Source organism: Candidatus Cryosericum odellii (assembly GCF_003570935.1).
In the GTDB taxonomy this organism is placed as follows: domain Bacteria; phylum Caldisericota; class Caldisericia; order Cryosericales; family Cryosericaceae; genus Cryosericum; species Cryosericum odellii.
Genome location: NZ_QXIU01000225.1, coordinates 1 through 21144 on the forward strand (window position 1 = coordinate 1; position 21144 = coordinate 21144).

The following is a 21144-nucleotide window of genomic DNA, read 5'->3' on the forward strand; positions in this document are numbered from 1 at the left end:
GTGACATCCCCTTCTGCGGGAGGCTCGGTCGTCAGGTCCCCCGATGCGGTTTCCTACACAGCCGGAACAGCGGCTACTCTCACCGTCACTCCTGCCACCGGCTATTCCTTCACGGGATGGTCAGGGGACCTGTCTGGCACGAAGAATCCCGAAACCATCACGATGGACACCGACAAGACAGTCACGGCCTCCTTTGTCATGAACACGGGGAACATCATGAAGCTGACGCTCGGGAGCAAGATGATCCTGGTAGACGGGAAGCAAGTCCCAATCGACGCCAGCCCCGACATCTTCAGCTCACGCACCTTCATCCCCATACGGATAGTCACCGAAGTCTTTGGAGGAAGCATCGCCTGGGATGCGGCGGAGCAGAAGGTCACTGTTGTGAGGAACGGTACGACGCTGAACCTGTGGATCGGAAAGAACGCTGCAGAGATAGACGGCAAGTCGGTCGGCATCGACACCAATCCCGCTGTTGTACCGGTCATCTCGTACGGAAGGACTCTCCTGCCTCTCCGTTTCGTCTCGGAGTCGCTTGGGCTGGACATTCAATGGGATAGTGCTGCGCACACCATTACGATAACAGCGAAGTCGTAAGAGATAGAGTGATTACGCGCCCCTGGTCAGTATCCATGACCGGGGTTGCGCTGTTTCCTCTGACCGCCGCAACTTCGCCAACCAGGTCACTTTCCAATACGCTTCCAGGGCAAATTTGGTCTTACTACGCCCCTTGTCCAGATCAAGTCATTCTGATTACCCCTCACTTTGCTTCTAGAGATAACATGAGCTGCGCCTGCGTGATACAATTCCGGATTTATCAATATACTCCGTGGTAGATACCATTTCTTCGAGTGATAGGAGACGACCACATGAGAACAGTGTCAAAACGAGCACTTCTATCGGCGCTGTGCGTTGTAATCGTAGCCGCAGTTGTTTTGGTAGTGATCGTCACATTCGACAAGACTCAATATCGGAACGCTCAGTATGGTTTCTACGTTTCGCTGCCATCGACATGGAAAGGGTACTCCGTCATTGACCAAACGTGGACGGGGTATACGAATGGGCCAAACGGCCAGGTCGCAAGTGAGCACGGGCCTGAGATCCTCATCAGGCATCCAGCCTGGACGACCAAAGATCCACGCCAGGATATTCCCGTCATGGTCTTCACGCTCGCTCAGTGGAATGCGATTCAGCAGGAGAAGTTCTACGTCAGCGCTGCACCGATAGGACCAAGCGAGCTTGGACGCAACAGCGCCTACGTATTCGGGCTGCCGCCGAGGTACAACTATGCCTATATCACGGGCTGGGAAGAGGTAGACAAGACCCTGCAAGGACATTCATTTCACGCCTTCTAATCCAGATAGCGTCGAGACCGTACAGCTTCCCGGCATCGCGATGACGCCGCTGTCCAACTGACATTCTTGCCGTTTCTGACCAAAGACGACCCCCGCTTGCGATAGGCGGGGGTGTTCTATCTCTATGAAAGAAGCTATGCGTTAACCGTTGTTGCTGGGATTGGCGGGAATATTGTTCCTGTTGCCGCCGGATCCGCCACGCATGCCAGCATTGGCTATGGTTACCGTCTTTCCATCAGCACCTTCGAATGTTCTAGCCATAATCGTATTGGCACTCTTGGACATCTCAAAACCAGTGACCGTGACCGTATCGCCGACCTTAACGGAAATATCCTTTGTGTCGCGCCCAAGGTTGACCATAGCGATAGTTCCGCTGGTCTCCTTGACGTTGATCTCGTCCATTCCCGTAGGCACCGGGTTGCCGGAGCCACTCTTGGATCCCTGCGACGCCGCTGGACTAGTCGTTACATTAACCGCTGTCACAGTGCCTGTGACAGTAACAGTTGTCGCGTTGAATGTCCTGGACTTTGTCGCTGCAGCTGACCGACTTGCGCAGCCAGCTGACACAGCAAGCATCATAACAACCAGAAGTACTAGAAAGGTTCTTTTCATTACATTCAGTCTCCTGTCTTGCGGGGGCCCTGGCCTCCGAAGTTACAACGTCTCTGGATACTGCCACCTGTACTACATCCCGTCCCGGGATTTCGTACGCGTTTGCCTTCCACATTTGCCGAGATAAGAAAGTGCAGGTACTTGCCGAGGACCTCTGATGTTTGATACAAAGAGGTACTGGTATTTCGTGTACAGTCTACAGAATCACCGGCTGCACATCGCCCCCTTGCCCAGGGTAGTCAGAACGTCGCTAGTGCGCTATACCTATATAAGCAAATATGGTCTCCGCAGTGACGCCGTACGGATACGGTGTGCTGCCTACTCCTTAGAGACCTCTTCTCCGGCCAGTTGTCCACAGGCTCCGCTGATGTCACCGCCAAAGCTGGCCCTGCGCGTCCAGGCAATCTCTCTCTTGGTCAGTACTTCCTCGAATGCCCGCAAAGATGCGGGCCTGGGAGCCTTGAATCTGTCCGGGTGGCCACTGCTGTCGTTGACAGGATTGTAGATGATCAGGTTCACTACGCTCAGGCGAAGAACCTCCTCGTACCTGTGGATGAGATCGGCCAGTGCGTCGGCGTTTCGAGAACTGTCATTCAGTTCCCCCAGGAGCAGGTACTCGATCATCAGTTTTCTGTTCGTTTTCGCGACATACGCATCAAGAGTGGGCATCAACTTCTCCAAAGGATAGGTCTTGTTGATAGGCATCAACCGGGAACGCAGGACATTACTGGAGGCGTGCAGGGAAATCGCCAGGTTGACCTGCCAGTCTTCGGCCGTGAAACGTTCAATGCCGGGGACAATACCACTCGTCGAAACTGAGATACGTCGTTGTCCCAGATTGAAGCCGTCTTTGTCGTTCAGCAGCAGAATGGCCTGCTTAACATTGTCGTAGTTGAGAAAAGGCTCCCCCATGCCCATGAATACCACATTGGTGACCTTTTCTCCTTTGGCTTTCAACTCGCGGGCAAACGACAGTACCTGTTCAGCGATCTCAAACTGAGTGAGGACTCGCTTGAAACCCAGGTGTCCGGTAGCGCAGAAAGAACAATCAATCTGGCAGCCGGCCTCGGTGGAGACGCACACCGTGCGACTGCCGTCTCCGTGTTTGATGAGAACGCTCTCTATGGCGAGGTCGTCACAAGTGAAGAACAAGTTCTTACCTGAACCATCAAGGGACTTCTGTTCCGTCTTGAGGATGAGCTCGTTGAAGGGCAGGAGCCGGTCCAGATCCTGCCTCAATGCCATGGGTATATTCTCGATAGCATCAAACCCTTCCTTGAGGTCTCGGTACATGGCCAGCTTGATTTGCTTGAAACGATACGCAGGTTGTCCCAGTTCTTCTAAAGTGGTTTGAAGCTTATCCAAGTCCATACGTCAACTATAGCCCACTTTCGCGGATTCTTTGAGGTGTTTCTGTAAAAGGCATGGAGCCAGGCGGAAGATCTCACGCCTGTTCGAACTAAAATTCTGGTATTGTGGAGTTCCTGTCCTGCCAATTAGCAAAAACATCTCCACCGCGTTATGCTTGTAGTGGAGGGTACGATCTCCGCTGCGATGCCGTATGGATACGGCGCGCTGACGGCTTGGTGACCGGGTTTCAGGCCACCCATCTTGTTGAGAGCACGTGTTGGAGGGGCATGATATGAAGACAACCAAATCACGATCCTGTTCACGGATCGCCACGTTCATGAGCATCCTGCTTGCCGTAGGCTTGGTAGCAACAGGTTGTGCACCTACTCAAGATCAGAAGCCGACGCAAGATCAACTCCTGGGCAGAGTCATGTCCACCGACGGCAATAGTGTGCAGATTGTCCGGCGCGAAATCCGCTGGTTCTCGGCGGACGTATGGAACTTGACGAGCTCAACGGGATATCTGACGCCTCTCACAAGGAGTCAATTGGCGGGGTCCATTGCAGGGCGGTTTGAAGCGCTGACAGATATTGGCACAGTCGTGATGCCGCTGAATGAGAAGGATCCAATGTTTGACACAGTTGACTCCGAGGAGATCCAGGCAGCCCGACTCATGACCGACGTGTGCCTGGCTTGTGCGGAGACGCCCCATGGTCCGGTTGCGAGCGTTAAGGACATTGCTGGACGCGTTGCCAAAGAAGGAACGCTGACGGCACAGGATTCTGCATACCTGAATAGTCTCGCCATCAATCTTGAGAGCGCATCCTCGTGTATCGGAGACTATATCATAGAGAAGGATCCCTCTGTTCGCACTGACATGGCGGCGCGGGTAGCTAAGCTCTGTACCCAACTGAAGGGCCAGTAACGATGGATACCAGTGTGACGGAAGACGGCACGCCCTGGAGGCATACAACATGAAGACAACTGCAGATACTGAGATTGGCGCTGGCCTACTGGAATCAGACGACGTCAAAACAAGAACATCGCAGCGACACATACGAGGCTGGCTCTTTGTCTGTGCCGTAGCTCGCGGGGTGGTTTCGTCGGCTGTGCTGGCGATTGGTGCGAGCACTGTGGATCTGAAATCGTTTGACCGCGGGAACATCCCGCAGGAAGCAGCTTTGCTGCTGTTGATGGCGTTGGGTTTCTGGAGTTTCTTGATGATCACACCGAGAAAGGGAGAGCCCGTCGTTCACTCGATGCCACGGCTCCAAGCTACCACCGTGCTCAGCCTCCTGGCACTTCTTTCCATGGTTGCAGCAGGGGCGTTCGGCGTGCAAGCAGGCGGAGGGGCTCCCAGCATCGGGCTGTATCAACCACCGGCAGTGCTCGCCCAGACAGCCCGGCACCTTGAGTGGTTGTGGTGGGGTGCAGCCGCAGGGATGGTCTTCATGGTGGTTGCCGTGATAGCCCAACCATGGTCCCTACACCTTCGAACTTCTGCCACGGTCTGTATTCTGGCTGCGGAGGCGTCTACGCTGATCTTGTTTCTCTGTCTGCACAACACGTTCGCCGCTCTGGGAGTGATACTGCTTCATCTTACCGCTGCAAACGCTCTGTGGTCCACCGAACTCTGGCGGGATGAACCGCCTGATGCTGATTCCGACCATGACGAGAGATGGCTGCAGCACCACCAGGGGAACGTGTAGGCTCATGTCACCATGGCTATAGGAGATGAGGGATGAGCAGTCTCAGCAAGAATCCCGCATTCGCGTTGTTCTAGTGGAACGAGGAATTAATTGCGGCACGGCTCTGGTGACCGGGTTCCAGTCCACCATTGGGTCAAGAAGAGAAGACGGAGGACAAGAAGTGAACACGAACGGACGATCAGGGAAACGTCCATGGGTCATCGCGGGATTGCTCGTGCTGGGACTGCTCAGTACTTCCATGACAGGATGCCGGAACAAGGCGACGCCGGGAACTGTCAATAGTACCAACAAGACAACGTCGGGCACGGTCAATAGCTCCTTCGTTGATGTAAACGGTCTCCTTGTAGCACCCGCAGGAGTCGCTGCGTCATACCCAACTGAAGAGCTGAACATGGGCAATGATCTCAATGCTGGCTTTCCACAGTTTTTTGACGGTGTAATCTATACTTTCTCATATGGCACCAATTATGAGAATGTACAGATGACTGCATGGGGCCAGGCGACGGGAAGGAAGCTCTGGTCTGTGGACACTGGACTGAATTGGATTATGTCGTTCGTATCTGATGGGAAGCATCTCTTCCTACATACCAACAATATCTTCTATTGTGTGGATAAGAAGACCGGGGCGACCGTCTGGAAAAGCACTCCAATGGCTACTTCGCCCTACGTATTTGGCTTGAACGGGGAGATTGTCCTGCATATCAACAAACAGAGCAACGCGGCGGACCGTCTCTATGTTCTTGGTGCAGAAGTGAAGAATCTTGATACAGGTGGAGAGCAGCGTAATCCTGGCATCTACATCCTTGATGGGGCCGACGGAAAACTGCTGGGTCGCATTGATTGGCCTGCGCTTACATTATCTAATGGTAGCGGAGAGTTACTGTGTGATGGCGCAACACTGTATGCGAGCATCCCTGAATCTACGGAAGCTGAGTACCCCGTCCAGAAGTCTTCTCTTGTAGCGTTTGACCTCACGACGAACAAGATACTGTGGCAAGAGAGCGTCGACGGAGAGGGTAGGAATCTCGTTAAGCAAGGCAACATGCTGATCTTTGTTCGCAGCGCCATGTATTCCGATAGATGGATCGACGTATGGCAAATCAATGCTAACGGGGCAACAAGGCTCTGGACGCGCAAGGTTGACGCAACGTTCGAAATTGGATCGTTTACCCCCTTTGCCGTCGACAATACGCACGTCTATCTTCAGGGGAGCGAAGGAAAACTTATGGCTCTTGACCTTGGCACCGGCAAGGAAACGTGGAACTATCGCTTTGCACCGACCAAGGGTTCTGTTTTAGATGGCCCGAATACGATAAAATCAATTGATACGTATCCGGCCATGACGTTGACGACGACAAGAGATGTTCTGTATGTACAAGACGGCGGTGGACTTGTAGCAGCACTTGACCCAACCACTGGCAAGAGACTGTGGGACAAACGTATCTCTAATCTGCAGATTGGAGAGAAGTCCACCAGCGGAATGTTCGTATTTCAGCCCGTAGACAAGGGATTCTATATCATCACTTCAGACGGCAAGGTCGATCTGTGGAAGTAAAGGTACATGATGAGAGTTGCTAGTGGCGCAGACCGTGGTCTCCAATACGACGCGCTGACAGCTCTGGTGATCAGGTTCCTATCCACCAATCTTGTTGAAAGTACGCGTTGGGGGGCATAGTGAGAAGAAACAAGAAGCTAACTGCAATCGTCATCTGGGTGTCTTTGTCGATCATATTCGTCGGCATATGCTTGTACTTTTTCTTGCTTCTCCCTGAAAGAACTACGACGCTTACCGATTCCTCTGTGCACTGGAAAGCGGAGGACGTTGTCCATGTGCAAAAGCTAGACAAAGATTTTCGCACAAGCTCCTTCGATGAGCTCAAAGTATGGTGGACTGGTACTCCGGGCGAGTTCACGGATGTACAGTATGAGCTCACCGGATTGCATGGAATGATTACGAAAGGAAACGGTGCGTCCGGACCGTTCAATCCATGGGTGACTCATAACACGAACATCCTTCTCTCCGAGCCGCAACTTGAATATGGACTGATCCTTACCATCACCTGGAACGGTGGCACTGAAACCCTGCACCTGCAGAGGTAATAGATGTTGCTCTTGTTAGAATGGTACGTTGGAGGCGCATAGCATGAATATTAACGGATTGGTCAGGTTTATCGTTGTAGGCATGGTGGTGCTGCTTGTCATCTCTGTTGGCATGTATTTTTTGTTTAAACCGTCCACAACGTCTCCCCCGAATGAAGCAGACATCAACGCGATCTACCGGGTTGTTGGCGAGTTTGGCGCGCGCCTCAAGGATGTGGGTCTGATCGCCCCCGACCAGGACGTGATTACCGCGATGGACTTCAACTTGAAACAGCTCATTACTGACCGGCTCTATCAGGCGTTCGTTCAGGACACGTCGAGGATCCCAGGAAGGGCCGCGTCAAGCAGCCCATGGCCGGAAGGCATTGAGATTGTCTCCGTACAGAGGCTGGATAACGGGTCTTACGCGGTGGTTGGAAACCAAATCATGATGGACAGCGATGCACTGGCACACGGCGGCAATGCAGGAGAGACACCCATTACGCTCACACTCAAGAGGGTCAATGGCACATGGCTCATTGACAACGTGACATGACAACTCTTCCTGCACGAGATCTGCGGTTGGAGGCATGAAATGAGAAGAAGCTCACGTACAGTATTGGTTCTAGCCCTGGTCGCAGCGATTGGCCTTGCGACTGGCTGCACCCCGAAGACCGCTGTGAGGGATGTCCAAGTCCACATGATGAGGTACGTGACCCCCAACCTGCCCATGGATACACCGGCACCTGACTATGACGCGGTTCCCCTCGTGTGGAATATCGGACAAAATACGGTCACAAACTCTCAGACGCCCGTTGTGCACGTGAACGGCAAGTATTCTACGTATCCGCTGCACTGGTCCACTGGTGCACCCCTTCTCGCTGTTCAGGTCTGGGACTACAGTAGCAACAAGCCGCTTCTCACGGCAACATCAGACAACGCTCAAATCCTTGTTCCTTATGAAGGAACACGGCATTCCTCTTCCGCTTATCTAAGCCCGGGTCTTTCCCGTTGGTACGCTCCAAAAGAGAACGCTTTTGTCACCGTTCCACATGAACTTGTCCCTCTTTCCTCACAAAAGACGCTGGACGGCCTGACCATCCCGATCATAGAGTCTCCCCTCGCTACTGGGTCCCAAACACAGACCCTGACTGTGCCGGTTCCTTCTGGACTGTCACAGCTTACCGTTGTGTACGGAAGCGGGAGCACAAACAGCGGATTTGTCTTGGCCGTGGGATGGAAAGACGGAACGACAACCTCTCTTCTGCTCCTTCATATGGACAACGGGAAAGCAACGTGGGTACAGTGCACCGATACGACGGGGCACGGGACAGACCTTATCGAAGGGCAGAGCGCAAGTTTTGCGCGCATTGGTCCGCTCCTCTACTTCACGCATGCGCATGGAAAGATCTACTGCGTTGACACGTCAGCAGCCGCGCCCTCGGTGACAGTTCCAGAGAAGATAAATACGCTTCTTGAGAGGCTCCGTCGTGAAGGACCAACCACTATACAAGCACCGCTCCAGGCTTCACTGGCCAGTGATGGCGGCATACTGATCATTGGGTATCCGGATGTTACCTGGGACACCACCATGTACTATGCCATATCTGCTTCGGGAGAAGTCATCGGCAACCTTTATGCTGACGCGACTTCAATCACCAGCTTTGATGGTCAAGGGCTCCGTGGAATACCTGTTCCCGTCGATAACGCACGGGATGTCCTGTCCTTTCCCTCCGTCGATTTGTTCGAGAACCATACGACCCTTACGGGGACATCAACGGGCAGTGCCGATAAGCAGGTATTTCTCACTGCCGCGCGTTCCTTTGCTGAACAGGCAGAGGCAGCGGGGGATCATCACCTGACTGCTGAGCCTGTCATCACGGTCGCCAGCAAACAGGTTAAGTCAGGCAAGATGGAAGTTATGATGCTCCTCGGAACACTGAATGCCATGAATAGCGGTGATCCCGATACACAACCGATAATCGTTGGAGAGCTTCAGTATCTTCGTGATCACGGCGCCGAACTATCTGCTGCTGCCAGGAAAGCTGTTGAAGATGACATCTCGGAGTGGCGCAACACCATTGAATCCGCCATGAACACACCCACGGAGACAAACTATATGATCAAGGTTGTTGCCGATGTCGACCAGGCCGGTACGGTCGATGCCGGCTCTCTTCAAGTATACGCGGATGAAGGACCACCACGGGGAAACGCTTGGGTTCTTGCAACTCAGTACTTCAAGAACTCGCGTTCTGCCTGGGTTACTGTTGCACAAGCCTATGCCGATGCCGAATCCATAGCTGCGGCTGCAAAGGCTCCGTAGCATCCATAGCCGCTCTGAGTTCAGGGAGCTTTGCTGTATTTTAGGTTGGAGGGAAGCATGAGAAAGAACAGGTTTGTGTTGTCTATACTTATTATTGCAGTGCTCTTGTGGGCGGGGTTGCCAGGAACCGCGATGGCTGACAGCGGTCCTGTCTACTACTCTGCAGGCGTGCTGGTGCCCACAACCAGTAGTGATATCCGGATGATGCGGGAAGTGCTGACCATCGATTATGCAAGCCGGGTCGGCGACGGGCCGGTCAACGTCCATGCGCGGTTCTGGTTCAAGAACGAAGGAAAGGCTGTCACTCAGCAGATGGGCTTTCCCCTGGGGCGAGAAGCGCTCAGCGGGTTTGGGATCTGGGCCCCACAGTTCAAGGTGACCATGGACGGAACAGCGATCAAGACGTTGAACTTCGATGAGAAGAAGAACACGGCCGGAAACAGCGAACTGGCATATGACCAGTGGAATACCTTTGAGATACCTTTTGCCGCAGGACAGTCCCGGCTGATCGATGTCACGTATACCATCCTCCCTCGAGGCGGCTACTTCCTGTATGTCCTGCAGACAGGGCGGCTGTGGAAGGGACCCATCGGTGACCTGACCATCGACGTGAACTTCGGCCGCCCGGCCGCCTTCCCGGACCTCCTCTCGGTGCAGCCCGCGGGATACCATACCCAAGGCAACCATATCCTGTGGCACTTCACCAATTACGAGCCAGAGCAGGACATCGAGATCGAGAGCATGTTCCCGGACTTCTGGACGACTGTGCGCCCGCTGAGGGACGCTGCAGAACGGACCGGCACCGAGGCAGACTGGTGTCGCTATACGATGGCCCTGCTGCCGGACACGGTGGTCGGGAGGTATCCGAATGATGCGACAGAAACCGGTGGCGCCTATTCTCCTCTAGGGTTTGTTCGTGGTCTCCAGACCAGCGCGTATGCAGATTATGTCCGACAGATACTGATGACCGCGCTGAATCACTCTACGCATGGAAGCGCAGACGCGCGTGTCCTCAGGGCAGCATACGATGCCAGGTTCTCGTACTACAGAGTCACGGGCGATTTCCTGAGCGGCGTCGACCGCTGGGAATCGAGCCTGTCACTGCAGGCACACCACATCTATCAGGGCCTGCTCACTGCAGGTCTCTCGACGACGAAGCCGTCACCGGTGGAGGCGCGCCTGTTGCCTTGGTTAACCATCGCCATGGCGGGCGAGTCGATGTCCGGCGACTACAGCCTGAGCGCGATCCACGAACTAGACCAGTCCCAGGTCTATGCCAGGCAGGCGGGGGTCCTGGAGAGCGAAGCGTATCAGGGGCTGCTGAAGACCGTTCTGGGAAACATCAGCGTGTATAGAAATCCACGTCTGCTGGTCGGCGTGTCCGTTGTACCGCGCATCGAGATTCAGCAGCAGAAGATGGACACGATCGTCGGCGGCCCCGCCTGGCGTGCGCGCATCATCTTGCACCAGACGCTACCTGTGTCGGAGATTCAGGCTATTCGCGGAGATACGGTGAGATCTCAACCGTATTGGAAGTCGATGCCCGAAGTCGACCATACAACAGGGCTGGTCCAGGGCTACGACGGCCTCATCCAGTGTGGGTTCTCGGACAAGGATCCCGGTGACTACCTGGTTGTGCTCACTCTCCCGGAAATCAGAAATGCCCAGGAATTCCAGAAGATACTGAAGACAATCGTGGGTGGCAGCGCCAACACCCTTATGCTCACCAAGGCGTACAGCTACGAATTTGACTATCCAGACATGATCAGTTCCTCACTGCAGTCCAGCAGTTACACGTGGCTGCAGGCGATTGCCCCGACGATCAGCTTTGACGCAGGCCGGGGCGTTACCGTCACCTTGGACTCCAGCGTCCCGATGTCCAATGCTCTCTGTGACAAAGCTGAGACAGAGCTAAAGAAGATCGTTGCCACATATGGTACCCTGCCCTGGGTCAAGGACGACGAGATCGACAAGACGCTGCAGCTCAACCTCGATCTGGTGAAACAGACCCGCGGCAAAACTCCAACGGTAACGATGGTCACCTACGCTGCAGACGGCACTGTCGCAAAAACGGTCGCCACTGAGCGCGCCGGTGAAACCCATGGTACCCTCTGGGTTGTCCTTGCCGGTATCGCTGGACTGGTTGCCGGGCTGGTACTGGGAATGCTCCTGACATCTCGCCACTTCCTCACATAAGTTCCGGAAGCGGCCTTTAGTACTCACCGTCGTCATCAGAGTATAAAAACTGCGTGGAGCAAACCTCTTTGACATAGGCGAAGTCGCTCTATACTATTCTGTATTAGTTTGTCGGCTAATGATTAGCCGATACGATAATAGTGAGGTGAAAAGGCTTATGGATGCAAAACACGGTCAGGAAGAGGAACCAGGCCACTCCACAGACGATCTGGAACTGCTCTTTCGTGCGGTGAACAAGATGCACCGGCGCTGCCTGAAGAAAGAAATGGATAGCCGGGGCCTGAGCAAGGTCGGACAACCAATGATCCTGTTCATGCTGCGAAATCATGAGGTCGCCGCCGAGTGTGACCAGAAAGGATTCTCGGAGGCACTGGGTGTCAGTCCCGCGACCGTCGCTGTTTCCATCAAGCGCATGGAGAAGGCGGGGCTCGTCAGCAAGTCAACTGACCCAGTTGACCTGCGGCGCAACCACCTTGCCATCACCGACAAGGGGTTGCACGTCGTCGACGACTGCATTCGAGCCTTTCAGCATGTCGACGCAGGCACCTTCAAGGGGTTCTCGGAAGAACAGAGAAAACAGCTGGAAAGCAGCTATCGCCGCATGATGGAGAACCTTGTGGCCATGGGCGCACAGGTGCCGACATTCATGAAGCAGGAGGAAACAACGTGATCAAGAAACTGTGGAGCTACATCGGCAACTACAAGTCGCTGATCATCCTGTCACCGATCTTTGTGATGTTCGATGTCGTCTGTGAGCTTTCCATGCCATTTTTAATGGGAAAGATTGTCGACAAAGGGATCCCTACTCTGAATTTGCAGTATATTCTCCAGATCGGTATCTTCATGATCGGTCTTGCGCTGGTCGCCATGCTGTTTGGTTCGCTCAACCACAGACTTGCAGCAGTCGTAAGCCAGGGATATGCCGCCAATGTACGCCAGGCACTGTTTGACCGAGTTCAATCATTCTCATTCTCAAACATCGACACATTCAGTACTGCCTCCCTGGTTACACGACTCACAAACGATGTGCTGCAGCTTCAGAACACACTGCTCATGAGTATGCGCATCCTGACCCGTGCCCCGCTCATGTTGGTCTGCGCGCTCGTCTTTGCCATCGCCATCAATGCCAAGCTTGCAATCATTCTGTTTATCGCTATTCCCTTGCTTGTAGCAGGGATCTGGCTTATTGTGGGACAAGCAGAGCGATTCTTCACGGCAGTGCAAGCAAAGATCGATGCCGTGAACGGCACGGTCGAGGAAAACCTGATCGGCATCCGCGTTGTCAAAGCATTTGTTCGTGAGCCTCATGAGAAGACCAAGTTCAAAAAGTCCAGTGACGAGTTAAGCGACACAGCTATCAGGGCTGGAAACCTTGTCATCACCATCATGCCAATGATGCTCCTCATCCTCAACGGAGCGACTATTGCTGTCATCTGGTTTGGAGGTCGCATGGTCAAGAGCCAGCAGCTGGGCACAGGAGAGTTGGTCGGCTTCATCAGCTACGTCATGCTGATCCTCCAGAGTATCCTTATGATCTCAACGGTCCTTATGATGATCGCTCGTGCGCGGGCGAGCGCTGAGCGCATCATTGAAGTGCTTGACACGATACCCAGTATCGCCGATAAGGAACCGGCTCTGGCAGCCGATGCAGAAGAACCGACAATCCAGCGCGGCGCTATTGAGTTCCGGGATGTCAATTTCAAATACGCGGCAACCAACAAGGGCGAAAACGTCCTGTCGGACATCAACCTTACGATCCAGCCGGGCGAATTCGTTGCACTTGTCGGCGGTACAGGTTCTGGCAAGTCAACGCTGGTGAGTCTGATCCCGCGTCTGTATGATGTGTCTGACGGACAGGTCCTGGTGGACGACGTTGACGTCCGCGACTACAAACTTGCGACCCTGCGCAGCGCGATCGGTGTCGTGCTTCAGCAAAACGTCCTGTTCTCCGGCACCATCCGTGAGAACCTGATGTGGGGAAATGCAGCTGCGACGCAGCAAGAGATCGAGGAAGCTGCCCGGAATGCCCAAGCCCATGACTTTATCATGAGCTTTCCGAATGGATATGACACCGACCTCGGGCAGGGCGGCGTCAATGTGTCGGGCGGTCAAAAGCAGCGCTTGTGTATCGCACGCGCTCTCCTGAAGAAGCCGCACATCCTGATCATGGACGACAGCACCAGTGCTGTGGATTCGGCTACAGAGGCAAAGATCCGCACCTCCTTCCGCGAGAACCTCAAGGATACGACGATCCTGATCATCGCCCAGCGCGTCAGCTCGGTGCAGGAGGCCGACAAGATCATTGTGATCGATGATGGCCGCATCGTCGGGATTGGGACCCACGCTGAGTTGCTTGCAACCAATCCAGCCTATCAGGCAATCTGCGCATCACAGATGGAAGGAGTGGTCGTCAATGGCTGAACAGAATCGTCCGATCATACCCATGCGCGGTGGCGGGCGCAGTATGGCATTCCAGAAACCCAAGAATGTCGGGGCAACAACACGCCGCATTCTGGCATACTTTGGACGCAGCAAATATGCCCTGATCGTTGTCTGCATCATGCTTATCATCAGCACTGGCAGCGCACTTGCCGGTTCGTATTTCTTGAAACCAATGGTCAATAACTATATCATGCCCGGCAACTTCAAGGGACTGGCCGTTGCCCTTGTCGTCCTGGCTGCCATCTACCTGGTCGGTGTCATCGCTTCATACTTCCAGGGCCGCGTCATGGTCACAATCGGACAGAAAACTGCTAATCTGATGCGCAAGGACCTCTTCGAGAAGCTGCAGGAGTTGCCGCTCAAGTTCTTTGATACGCATACACATGGTGAACTGATGAGCCGTTTCACCAACGATATGGATAACGTCGAAATAGCAATCGAGCAAAGTGCCATCAGTTTGATTTCCAGCATTCTTGTATTCGTTGGAACGCTCGTCATGATGCTGATACTAAGTCCCATCTTGTTCGCGGTCGCCGCCGTCATCCTGGCATTCATGATTCTTCTGAGTGTCATTCTGAGCAAGAAGAGCACAGTCTACTTCCGGATGCAACAGAGTTCCCTGGGCACCCTCGACGGCTACATCGAGGAAATGGTGGATGGCCTCAAGGTTGTTAAGGTGTTTGGACATGAACAGGTAGCCAGCAGCGAATTCTCGGGCATTAATGACAAATACCGTTCATCCGCTACCACTGCGACCTTCCTGTCCGGGCTGGTCATGGCCATTATGGGAAACCTCGGCCGTATCCTTTACGCAACGGTTGCGATCGTAGGTGGCGTCCTTGCTATCGCTGGGCATCTCGACATCGGTTCACTGGTCGCTTTCCTTCAGTACTCCTACCAGATTGCCCAACCCATCAACCAGGCCACAAACCAGTTGAGCGTTGTACTCGCCGCTCTCGCAGGCGCAGAACGCATCTTTGAGGTCATGGATCAGCAGGTCGAGGTCAATGACGGAACAGTCACACTCGTGAATGTCACGTACGCGGAAGATGGTACAGAAGATGGCACTGTCGTCAAGGCTCCGGAGGGCACCAAAACCAATGAGTGGGCGTGGAGTGTCCCAGGAGACAATGGTCACACTCTTGTGCCTCTCAAAGGAGATGTCCGGTTTGACCGTGTCACCTTTTCGTATGACGGGGTGACCCCTGTCCTCAAGAACATCTCGCTGTACGCAAAGCCCGGCGAGACGATCGCTTTCGTCGGTTCGACCGGCGCGGGCAAGACGACCATCACGAACCTGATCAACCGGTTCTACGACGTGCAGGAAGGGACCATCACCTACGATGGCATTGACGTCAAGACGATCCGCAAGGGCGATCTGCGCCATTCCCTTGGTATGGTCCTGCAGGATACCCACCTGTTCACCGGCAGCGTCATGTACAACATCCGGTACGGCCGGCTGGATGCCACGGACGACGAATGCAGGTTGGCCGCGAAGCGTGCCAGCGCCGACTCATTCATCCGCCGCCTGCCACAGGGATATGACACGATCATCACAGGAGATGGTAGCAACCTGTCCCAGGGAGAGCGCCAGCTGCTCGCGATTACCCGTGCCTATGTCGCTGACCCGCCTGTCATGATCCTCGACGAGGCAACGAGCTCCATTGACACACGTACTGAACGGTTGATCGAACAGGGCATGGACGCGCTCATGGAAAACAGGACGGTATTCGTCATCGCCCACCGCCTTTCGACCGTTCGTCATGCTAAGGCTATCATCGTTCTGGAGCATGGCGAGATCGTCGAGCGCGGCAACCATGACAGCCTGGTCGCTGAAAAAGGTCGATACTTCCAGCTCTACACCGGTCAATCCGCACTGGAATAAGTAACGTTCACCCAGATCAAATGTTATCCGCGCGGCTCACAAACAAGCCGCGCGGATTCGTTATTCCTCCTGTGTAATCAGGGCAATGCATAGCATTCATTCCTCTGATGTACAGCTCACCGACCAAGAAGTTGTCGTTTCTTCGCCTGGAATTCCTCTTCGGTCAAAGTTCCCTTGTCTCGCAGCAGGGCAAGCTTCCCTATTTCGTCCGCAGCGCTCTCGTGCCCGACAGCGTAAACCGTGTTTGCACTCACAGCTTCTTGAATCGTCTCGCGTGCAATAGAGAAACCTCTCTGAAACGACGCACCCTGAAACATCAAGCTATATGCTATCGTGTTGTCGGCCCGAACCGCACTCTTCTTCCCAACCCCCCAAAGGGTCTTGCTGCCGGTGTCCCTATCTGTGGCGGTCAGAACCTCCAGGATGCCTGTAACCAGTGTCTTACGACTTTCGAGTCCGGTTATCTGGTTGAAACGATAAGCGGTGCATTGGCCTCTAAACGTACGGCCTGCCATGAACCCATACTTCAGGATGTAGATACGTCTGTCTGTCACCACGAAGGCCTCACCAAACGACCCTTTGAGCTTGACCAGGATCGTCTCTCCATCCACCGTGTTCGTTTTGAGGAGTGCCTCTCCCCGATTGCCAAGAGGCTCGATCACGTTGACGTTGTCTGTTGCCATGTTCATCTCCTATGTCTCCGATCTGGACTCACCTGGTGTCATCGTGAGTTGGCGACCTTGTTTGTTCTGGAGTACCTGCTGCGCCCAACCGCTTCGATTATTATAACGCGGTGAACCATCTTACCCCAATGCATTCCAAAGAGATGGAAACACGGCCAGTGCGCGTCCCGGTCCTGACAATGCTCTGGAATATTGGCGAAGATATCTCTAAACTATTTAGCATGGGGCTTGAGGAGGACAAGAGAATATTCAAACCCGACCGTGAGCGCTGGCCATTGATGCGGCTGTGGAGCCAGATGTGAACATAATCAACGGAGGTATCATGCGTGTCAGAGTGGTGTACCAGTCTATGACAGGAAACACGAGGAAGGTCGCCGAGACGATGGCAAGCGCATCGGGCTGCGTCGCGGAGCCAGTGAGCGCAGCAACGGTGAGCGAGTCCGTGGACATGCTGTTCCTGGGAGCATCGATCCATGCCAAGGACATTGACCCATCCGTCAAGAAGTTCATCGAAGAGCTTGACCCTTCCCTCGTCAAACACGTGACGGTGTTCGGCACGGGCTTCGAGGGGAACAAGGAGATAGCGGTGGGGATCATGAGGGACCTGCTGGCACGGCGGAGAATCCACGTGGCAGACAAGTGCTACTTCTGCCGGGGCAAGTTCCTGTTCTTCAACTTCCGCCACCCCAACGCCCAGGATCTGACAGGGGCAGAGGAGTTCACGCGGAGCGCCCTCGCAGACTAACGCTCCGCGCGTCCGTTCTAGAGCAGAGGTATCCCTGCGGTGAAACAGGCAGACCGCATGGCGCCGGACCAGACACCGGATTGGACCTCTCCGATGTGCGCCGTGTGCAGGAGCAGCATGCACAACCGTGACTGTCCGATGCCCCCGCCGATAGTCAGAGGCAGGTCGCCCGCAAGCAGGCGGCGATGGTATGGAAGGTCCCGGTTGGCGAGTTCACCGCGTGTTTTAAGCTGACGCAGCAGGGCAGACGGATCTACACGGATGCCCATCGACGAGAGCTCGAACGCACAACCCAGGACGGGGTTCCAGATAAACAAGTCTCCATTAAGGCCATGATGTGTCTCGTCCGTGGGCGTCGACCAGTCATCGTAGTCAGCCGCACGCCCATCTTGGGGGACACCGCTGAGCAGTGGCGCGCCGATGCCAATGACGAACACCGCGCCCGATTCACGGCAGATGCGGTCCACCCGCTCTTGCGGGGTGTGATCAGGGTCGTCGGACTCCAGATCCTCGCTGCGCACGAAGACCAGCTCGCTAGGAAGCTCCAGGGCTGGCACTGAAGGGTAGCGTTCGCACACGAGCCGGTTCGTGCGGAGCAGGACGCCATAAATGTCTCGTACGACTCCCTCGAGGAAAGGGACAGTGCGTTCGTCGGCGTTGATGACACGCTCCCAGTCCCACTGGTCAACGTACACGGAGTGCAGGTTGTCCAGTGTCTCGTCGGGTCGGATGGCATTCATGTCGGTGTAGAGGCCTTCGCCATGGCCGAAGCCGTAGTCGGCCAAAGCAGCACGTTTCCACTTGGCCAGAGACTGCACGATCTCGACATCTTCACCGATACTGCGGATGCTAAACCGGACCGGCGTCTCGACGCCATTGAGGTGATCGTTGAGACCGGAGGCTGCAGTCACGCACAGCGGCGCCGAGACACGCGCAAGGTTGAGCGCGGCCGCAAGGCCACTCTGAAACGTATCCTTGATAAACTTGATGGCCTGTTCGGTCTCCCGCAATGATAGTGCGGGCGCGTACCCCTCGGGCAGACAAAGCCCGCCACTGATGTATGTCTGAGCTGTCTCCATTTTCATGTGCATCTCCCATTGCCTCGCCACCAGCGCTACTGCCGGATACGATGGTATTTCGTAGAGGATAGCAGGAAGCGCTGTTCCACTATGTGCGAATTGTGAACGACAGAAAAAAATTGGGTTCCCGCCTTCGCGGGAACGACAGAGGGGGCCGGGCGTAACCTGTGGGAGCGGACACCTGTGTACTTCGAGTACCGTGAGCGACGGTGTCAGGCGTACATCCTCTGGTAGTAGTCCTGCAGCATGCGCGCTGCCGAGAACCGCCACTGTGCCATTTCGATGCTGGCATGCATCATGCCGACCCATGCTTCCCGTCGGTTCTCATAGGTGGGGATGACTTCGCCCGTCAGCACCTGATACAGCGAGGCAACATCCACGCTGTCGCAGTCGCCCCCCTGGTATCCTCCGCTGAACTGCCAGCCGTTGACGCCGTGGTCACAGGCCTCGGGCCACCACCCGTCGAGCGTACTCAGGTTAAGGACACCGTTCATCGCAGCCTTCATGCCCGACGTGCCACTCGCTTCCATCGGCCGCACCGGGTTGTTGAGCCAGACATCGCACCCTCGCGTCAGCATCTTGCCGATGGCCATGTCATAGCCCTGCAGGAACACGACACTGCCGGGATATTCCCTGGCAATACGTACGAGATTCGTGATGGTCGCCTTCCCTCCCATGTCGTTAGGGTGCGCCTTGCCGGACAGCACGATCTGAATCCTGTGGTTGCGCAACAGATCCCCGATGATCTCCCTGTTCGAGAAGATGAGATCGCTGCGTTTGTACGGCGTAGCGCGGCGGGCAAACCCGATGGTCAGGACATTCTCGTCGAGCCGGACCCCGTTCCGCCGCTCGATGTCGTCGATCATCGCACGCTTCAGCGCGCTGTGAGCCGCCCACACGTCCCCTTCCGAAGAATGGGCCTTCCGGATGCTGTCGTCCTGCCACGTACCGTTATGGACACCGTTCGTGATGGTCAGAATGTCGATGCCTCCGGGGATGAGCTTCCACATCTCACGCGCCGTGTGGCCATGCAGCTGCGAGACCGCATTTGTCCTTTTGGACAGGCGCAACCCCGCAGCCGTCATGCTGAACGGGTCGCCACCCAGCTGGACGATCTGGTCGCAGGAGAGACCGTCGTACGAGTTCATGTATTCCAGGATTCGATGGCTGTGCGCCTCGTTGCCGGCAGGCACCGGCGTGTGCGTCGTGAACACGATGTGCTGCTTCACGGACAAGAGAGCGTCCGTAAAGGGCACGTCCTTCGTCATCTGCTGACGGATCAGTTCGACGCCCGCAAACACGGCGTGACTGTCGTTGAAGTGGTAGATGTCCACGTCGATACCCAGCGCCTGCAGCGCGCGGACGCCGCCGATGCCGAGGATCATCTCCTGTGCGATGCGTTCTTCTTCGAACCAGCCATACAGCTGCCCCGTCAGGTTCCAGGCCAGGTTGTCCGGAAGATACGTATCGAGGAGGTACAGCGGCGCGTTGCCAAAGGCGGTGCACTTCCACACCTTCACGCGCACCTGTTCGTCGCGGATAGGTACAGTGACGATGACGCCCGTATCCTCCAGAAAGTCGTACCGGTACTCGTGGTAGCTGTCGTACGGGCGGTCGTACTCGTCGATGAATTGCTCTGTGTAGTCCTGGCGCCACAGAATACCAACCCCGACCATCGGCTGGCCGGTGTCGTGTGCCGCCTTCAGGATGTCACCCGCCAGGATACCCAGCCCCCCGGCGTAGATGTGCAGTTTCTCGTGCAGCCCAAACTCCATGCAGAAATAGGCTACTCTGGGCGTTCCGGTTCCCATCAAAAACCTCCGTTGTGCCGGGCTCCGTGGCGACTCCCATGGCACCGGGACCGTAATCCCGGCAGGAAGAGGGCGTACACCTTTCTTACACCAGACACTGAAAACTCTGTCATCATAGCAGAGCATCGCCGGATTGCCATACCCCCACTTCCTGCTGCTTCACGAAATCGCCGAGAGTGCCGACAAGCAGATGCCATGGTCTGCAAGGCAAAGGAAAAGCGGGACGCGGGAAATGTCTCCCGCGTCCCGCCTGAGTTTCCTGCGAGAAAAACCTGCTACTTCTGGGTGATCGTCACCGACCCCACACCGATATTCAGGTCGAGATTCAACGTGATGGCCGTGGTGCCCCAGGCGGCGTTGTGATAGGTGCTGCCATTCCTGGTGAAGCCACTCGCGTTGATGGAACCAAGACCTCGCTGCGCGTTGATGGTGACGCCGACGTTCTCGGGAACCACCAGCTTGATACTGCCGACTCCACCGTTGACCTGCACGTCTGCGCTGTTCTTCCAGTCACCAGTGAGGTCGATGCTGACCGACCCCACGCCCGCTTTGATGTTCAGGCTGGTCATGGCTTTTGGAGAAGCCTTGATCGTCGTGCTGGACGCTCCTGAGTCGACGGTGAGCGTGCGCACCATCGTATCGCTCAGGTCCATGTCCATGTTGCCGGCGCCGTTCTTGAGGTCCAGGTCCACGGGTATCGTACTGCTCAGGCGAATGCCCCAATCATTGTGATAGCTGCCACTGAAGGCCTGGTACGTGCCGCTGGGCTGCCGCACCAGAAGCCGCCCCTCGCCTCCGTTGACGACGTAGTCGACGATGGGCTTCCAGGCTGTGACATTGTAGGTGAACGTCGCATCCATCAGGTCAGAAGCTCC

19 protein-coding genes are annotated in these 21144 nt (G+C 55.3%); 13 read left to right on the forward strand and 6 right to left on the reverse strand.

Annotated features, from left to right (window positions below; all coding sequences use genetic code 11):
- Together SMC5_RS09240 and SMC5_RS09245 are read left to right on the forward strand one after the other, a co-directional pair.
- Window positions 1–597 (forward strand): stalk domain-containing protein (locus tag SMC5_RS09240; RefSeq protein ID WP_207799191.1); only part of this gene is annotated, 597 nt, incomplete at its 5' end.
- A 272-nt stretch (window positions 598–869) separates the two neighbouring features.
- Window positions 870–1355: a hypothetical protein gene (locus SMC5_RS09245; RefSeq protein ID WP_119120480.1), complete on the forward strand. Its 486-nt coding sequence runs from the start codon at window positions 870–872 to the stop codon at window positions 1353–1355.
- A gap of 141 nt (window positions 1356–1496) precedes the next feature.
- Here SMC5_RS09245 and SMC5_RS09250 read toward each other — a convergent pair whose 3' ends face one another.
- Both SMC5_RS09250 and rlmN read right to left on the reverse strand, forming a co-directional pair.
- Window positions 1497–1967, reverse strand: a complete 471-nt coding sequence (locus SMC5_RS09250) for a hypothetical protein (protein WP_119120481.1) — start codon at window positions 1965–1967, stop codon at window positions 1497–1499.
- 318 nt (window positions 1968–2285) lie between these two features.
- Window positions 2286–3338, reverse strand: a complete 1053-nt coding sequence (rlmN, locus tag SMC5_RS09255; RefSeq protein WP_119120482.1) for a 23S rRNA (adenine(2503)-C(2))-methyltransferase RlmN — start codon at window positions 3336–3338, stop codon at window positions 2286–2288.
- A 271-nt stretch (window positions 3339–3609) separates the two neighbouring features.
- On the opposite strand from rlmN, the gene SMC5_RS09260 reads away from it, so the two are divergent.
- The 10 genes from SMC5_RS09260 (at window position 3610) to SMC5_RS09305 (ending at window position 15951) form a co-directional block, all read left to right on the forward strand.
- Entirely contained in the window at window positions 3610–4242 is a 633-nt protein-coding gene (locus SMC5_RS09260; protein WP_119120483.1) for a hypothetical protein, read from the forward strand.
- A 49-nt stretch (window positions 4243–4291) separates the two neighbouring features.
- The gene (locus SMC5_RS09265) at window positions 4292–5026 is read left to right on the forward strand and encodes a hypothetical protein (protein WP_119120484.1); all 735 of its coding nucleotides are present in this window, start codon (window positions 4292–4294) and stop codon (window positions 5024–5026) included.
- Between the two features lie 160 nt (window positions 5027–5186).
- Window positions 5187–6581, forward strand: a complete 1395-nt coding sequence (locus SMC5_RS09270) for an outer membrane protein assembly factor BamB family protein (protein WP_165849061.1) — start codon at window positions 5187–5189, stop codon at window positions 6579–6581.
- A 119-nt stretch (window positions 6582–6700) separates the two neighbouring features.
- Window positions 6701–7126 carry a hypothetical protein gene (locus SMC5_RS09275; protein WP_119120486.1) on the forward strand — a complete coding sequence of 142 codons (426 nt, stop codon included), beginning with the start codon at window positions 6701–6703 and terminating at the stop codon, window positions 7124–7126.
- 43 nt (window positions 7127–7169) lie between these two features.
- The gene (locus tag SMC5_RS09280; RefSeq protein ID WP_119120487.1) at window positions 7170–7661 is read left to right on the forward strand and encodes a hypothetical protein; all 492 of its coding nucleotides are present in this window, start codon (window positions 7170–7172) and stop codon (window positions 7659–7661) included.
- 39 nt (window positions 7662–7700) lie between these two features.
- Entirely contained in the window at window positions 7701–9428 is a 1728-nt protein-coding gene (locus tag SMC5_RS09285; RefSeq protein ID WP_119120488.1) for a hypothetical protein, read from the forward strand.
- A gap of 57 nt (window positions 9429–9485) precedes the next feature.
- On the forward strand, window positions 9486–11624 hold the full coding sequence (locus SMC5_RS09290; RefSeq protein ID WP_119120489.1) for a DUF4424 family protein: 2139 nt from the start codon (window positions 9486–9488) through the stop codon (window positions 11622–11624).
- Between the two features lie 157 nt (window positions 11625–11781).
- Window positions 11782–12294 carry a MarR family winged helix-turn-helix transcriptional regulator gene (locus tag SMC5_RS09295; RefSeq protein ID WP_165846374.1) on the forward strand — a complete coding sequence of 171 codons (513 nt, stop codon included), beginning with the start codon at window positions 11782–11784 and terminating at the stop codon, window positions 12292–12294.
- Window positions 12291–14045 carry an ABC transporter ATP-binding protein gene (locus SMC5_RS09300; RefSeq protein WP_119120491.1) on the forward strand — a complete coding sequence of 585 codons (1755 nt, stop codon included), beginning with the start codon at window positions 12291–12293 and terminating at the stop codon, window positions 14043–14045. Before SMC5_RS09295 ends, SMC5_RS09300 begins: the two co-directional genes overlap by 4 nt.
- Window positions 14038–15951 carry an ABC transporter ATP-binding protein gene (locus SMC5_RS09305; protein WP_119120492.1) on the forward strand — a complete coding sequence of 638 codons (1914 nt, stop codon included), beginning with the start codon at window positions 14038–14040 and terminating at the stop codon, window positions 15949–15951. Before SMC5_RS09300 ends, SMC5_RS09305 begins: the two co-directional genes overlap by 8 nt.
- Before the next feature lie 116 nt (window positions 15952–16067).
- Here SMC5_RS09305 and SMC5_RS09310 read toward each other — a convergent pair whose 3' ends face one another.
- Window positions 16068–16634: an SHOCT domain-containing protein gene (locus tag SMC5_RS09310; protein ID WP_207799192.1), complete on the reverse strand. Its 567-nt coding sequence runs from the start codon at window positions 16632–16634 to the stop codon at window positions 16068–16070.
- A 298-nt stretch (window positions 16635–16932) separates the two neighbouring features.
- Here SMC5_RS09310 and SMC5_RS09315 point away from each other — a divergent pair, with 298 nt between their 5' ends.
- Window positions 16933–17379: a flavodoxin family protein gene (locus SMC5_RS09315; protein WP_119120494.1), complete on the forward strand. Its 447-nt coding sequence runs from the start codon at window positions 16933–16935 to the stop codon at window positions 17377–17379.
- 17 nt (window positions 17380–17396) lie between these two features.
- Here the strand turns inward: SMC5_RS09315 and asnA are convergent, their stop codons facing one another.
- The 3 genes from asnA to SMC5_RS09330 form a co-directional block, all read right to left on the reverse strand.
- A complete protein-coding gene (asnA, locus tag SMC5_RS09320) occupies window positions 17397–18458 on the reverse strand; it encodes an aspartate--ammonia ligase (RefSeq protein WP_119120497.1) in 1062 nt (353 codons plus the stop codon).
- Window positions 18459–18670: 212 nt separating this feature from the next.
- Window positions 18671–20269: an alpha-glucan family phosphorylase gene (gene glgP, locus SMC5_RS09325; RefSeq protein WP_119120495.1), complete on the reverse strand. Its 1599-nt coding sequence runs from the start codon at window positions 20267–20269 to the stop codon at window positions 18671–18673.
- Between the two features lie 275 nt (window positions 20270–20544).
- A partial coding sequence (locus SMC5_RS09330; protein ID WP_126854982.1) for a LiaF domain-containing protein occupies window positions 20545–21144 on the reverse strand: 600 nt, incomplete at its 5' end.

Coding starts and splice junctions, on each gene's coding strand:
- SMC5_RS09290 (WP_119120489.1), top strand. CDS start 9,486: ATGAGAAAGAACAGGTTTGTGTTGTCTATACTTATTATTGCAGTGCTC.
- SMC5_RS09250 (WP_119120481.1), bottom strand. CDS start 1,967: ATGAAAAGAACCTTTCTAGTACTTCTGGTTGTTATGATGCTTGCTGTG.
- SMC5_RS09310 (WP_207799192.1), bottom strand. CDS start 16,634: ATGGCAACAGACAACGTCAACGTGATCGAGCCTCTTGGCAATCGGGGA.
- glgP (WP_119120495.1), bottom strand. CDS start 20,269: ATGGGAACCGGAACGCCCAGAGTAGCCTATTTCTGCATGGAGTTTGGG.
- SMC5_RS09280 (WP_119120487.1), top strand. CDS start 7,170: ATGAATATTAACGGATTGGTCAGGTTTATCGTTGTAGGCATGGTGGTG.
- SMC5_RS09305 (WP_119120492.1), top strand. CDS start 14,038: ATGGCTGAACAGAATCGTCCGATCATACCCATGCGCGGTGGCGGGCGC.
- SMC5_RS09265 (WP_119120484.1), top strand. CDS start 4,292: ATGAAGACAACTGCAGATACTGAGATTGGCGCTGGCCTACTGGAATCA.
- SMC5_RS09260 (WP_119120483.1), top strand. CDS start 3,610: ATGAAGACAACCAAATCACGATCCTGTTCACGGATCGCCACGTTCATG.
- rlmN (WP_119120482.1), bottom strand. CDS start 3,338: ATGGACTTGGATAAGCTTCAAACCACTTTAGAAGAACTGGGACAACCT.
- SMC5_RS09295 (WP_165846374.1), top strand. CDS start 11,782: ATGGATGCAAAACACGGTCAGGAAGAGGAACCAGGCCACTCCACAGAC.
- SMC5_RS09245 (WP_119120480.1), top strand. CDS start 870: ATGAGAACAGTGTCAAAACGAGCACTTCTATCGGCGCTGTGCGTTGTA.
- SMC5_RS09285 (WP_119120488.1), top strand. CDS start 7,701: ATGAGAAGAAGCTCACGTACAGTATTGGTTCTAGCCCTGGTCGCAGCG.
- asnA (WP_119120497.1), bottom strand. CDS start 18,458: ATGGAGACAGCTCAGACATACATCAGTGGCGGGCTTTGTCTGCCCGAG.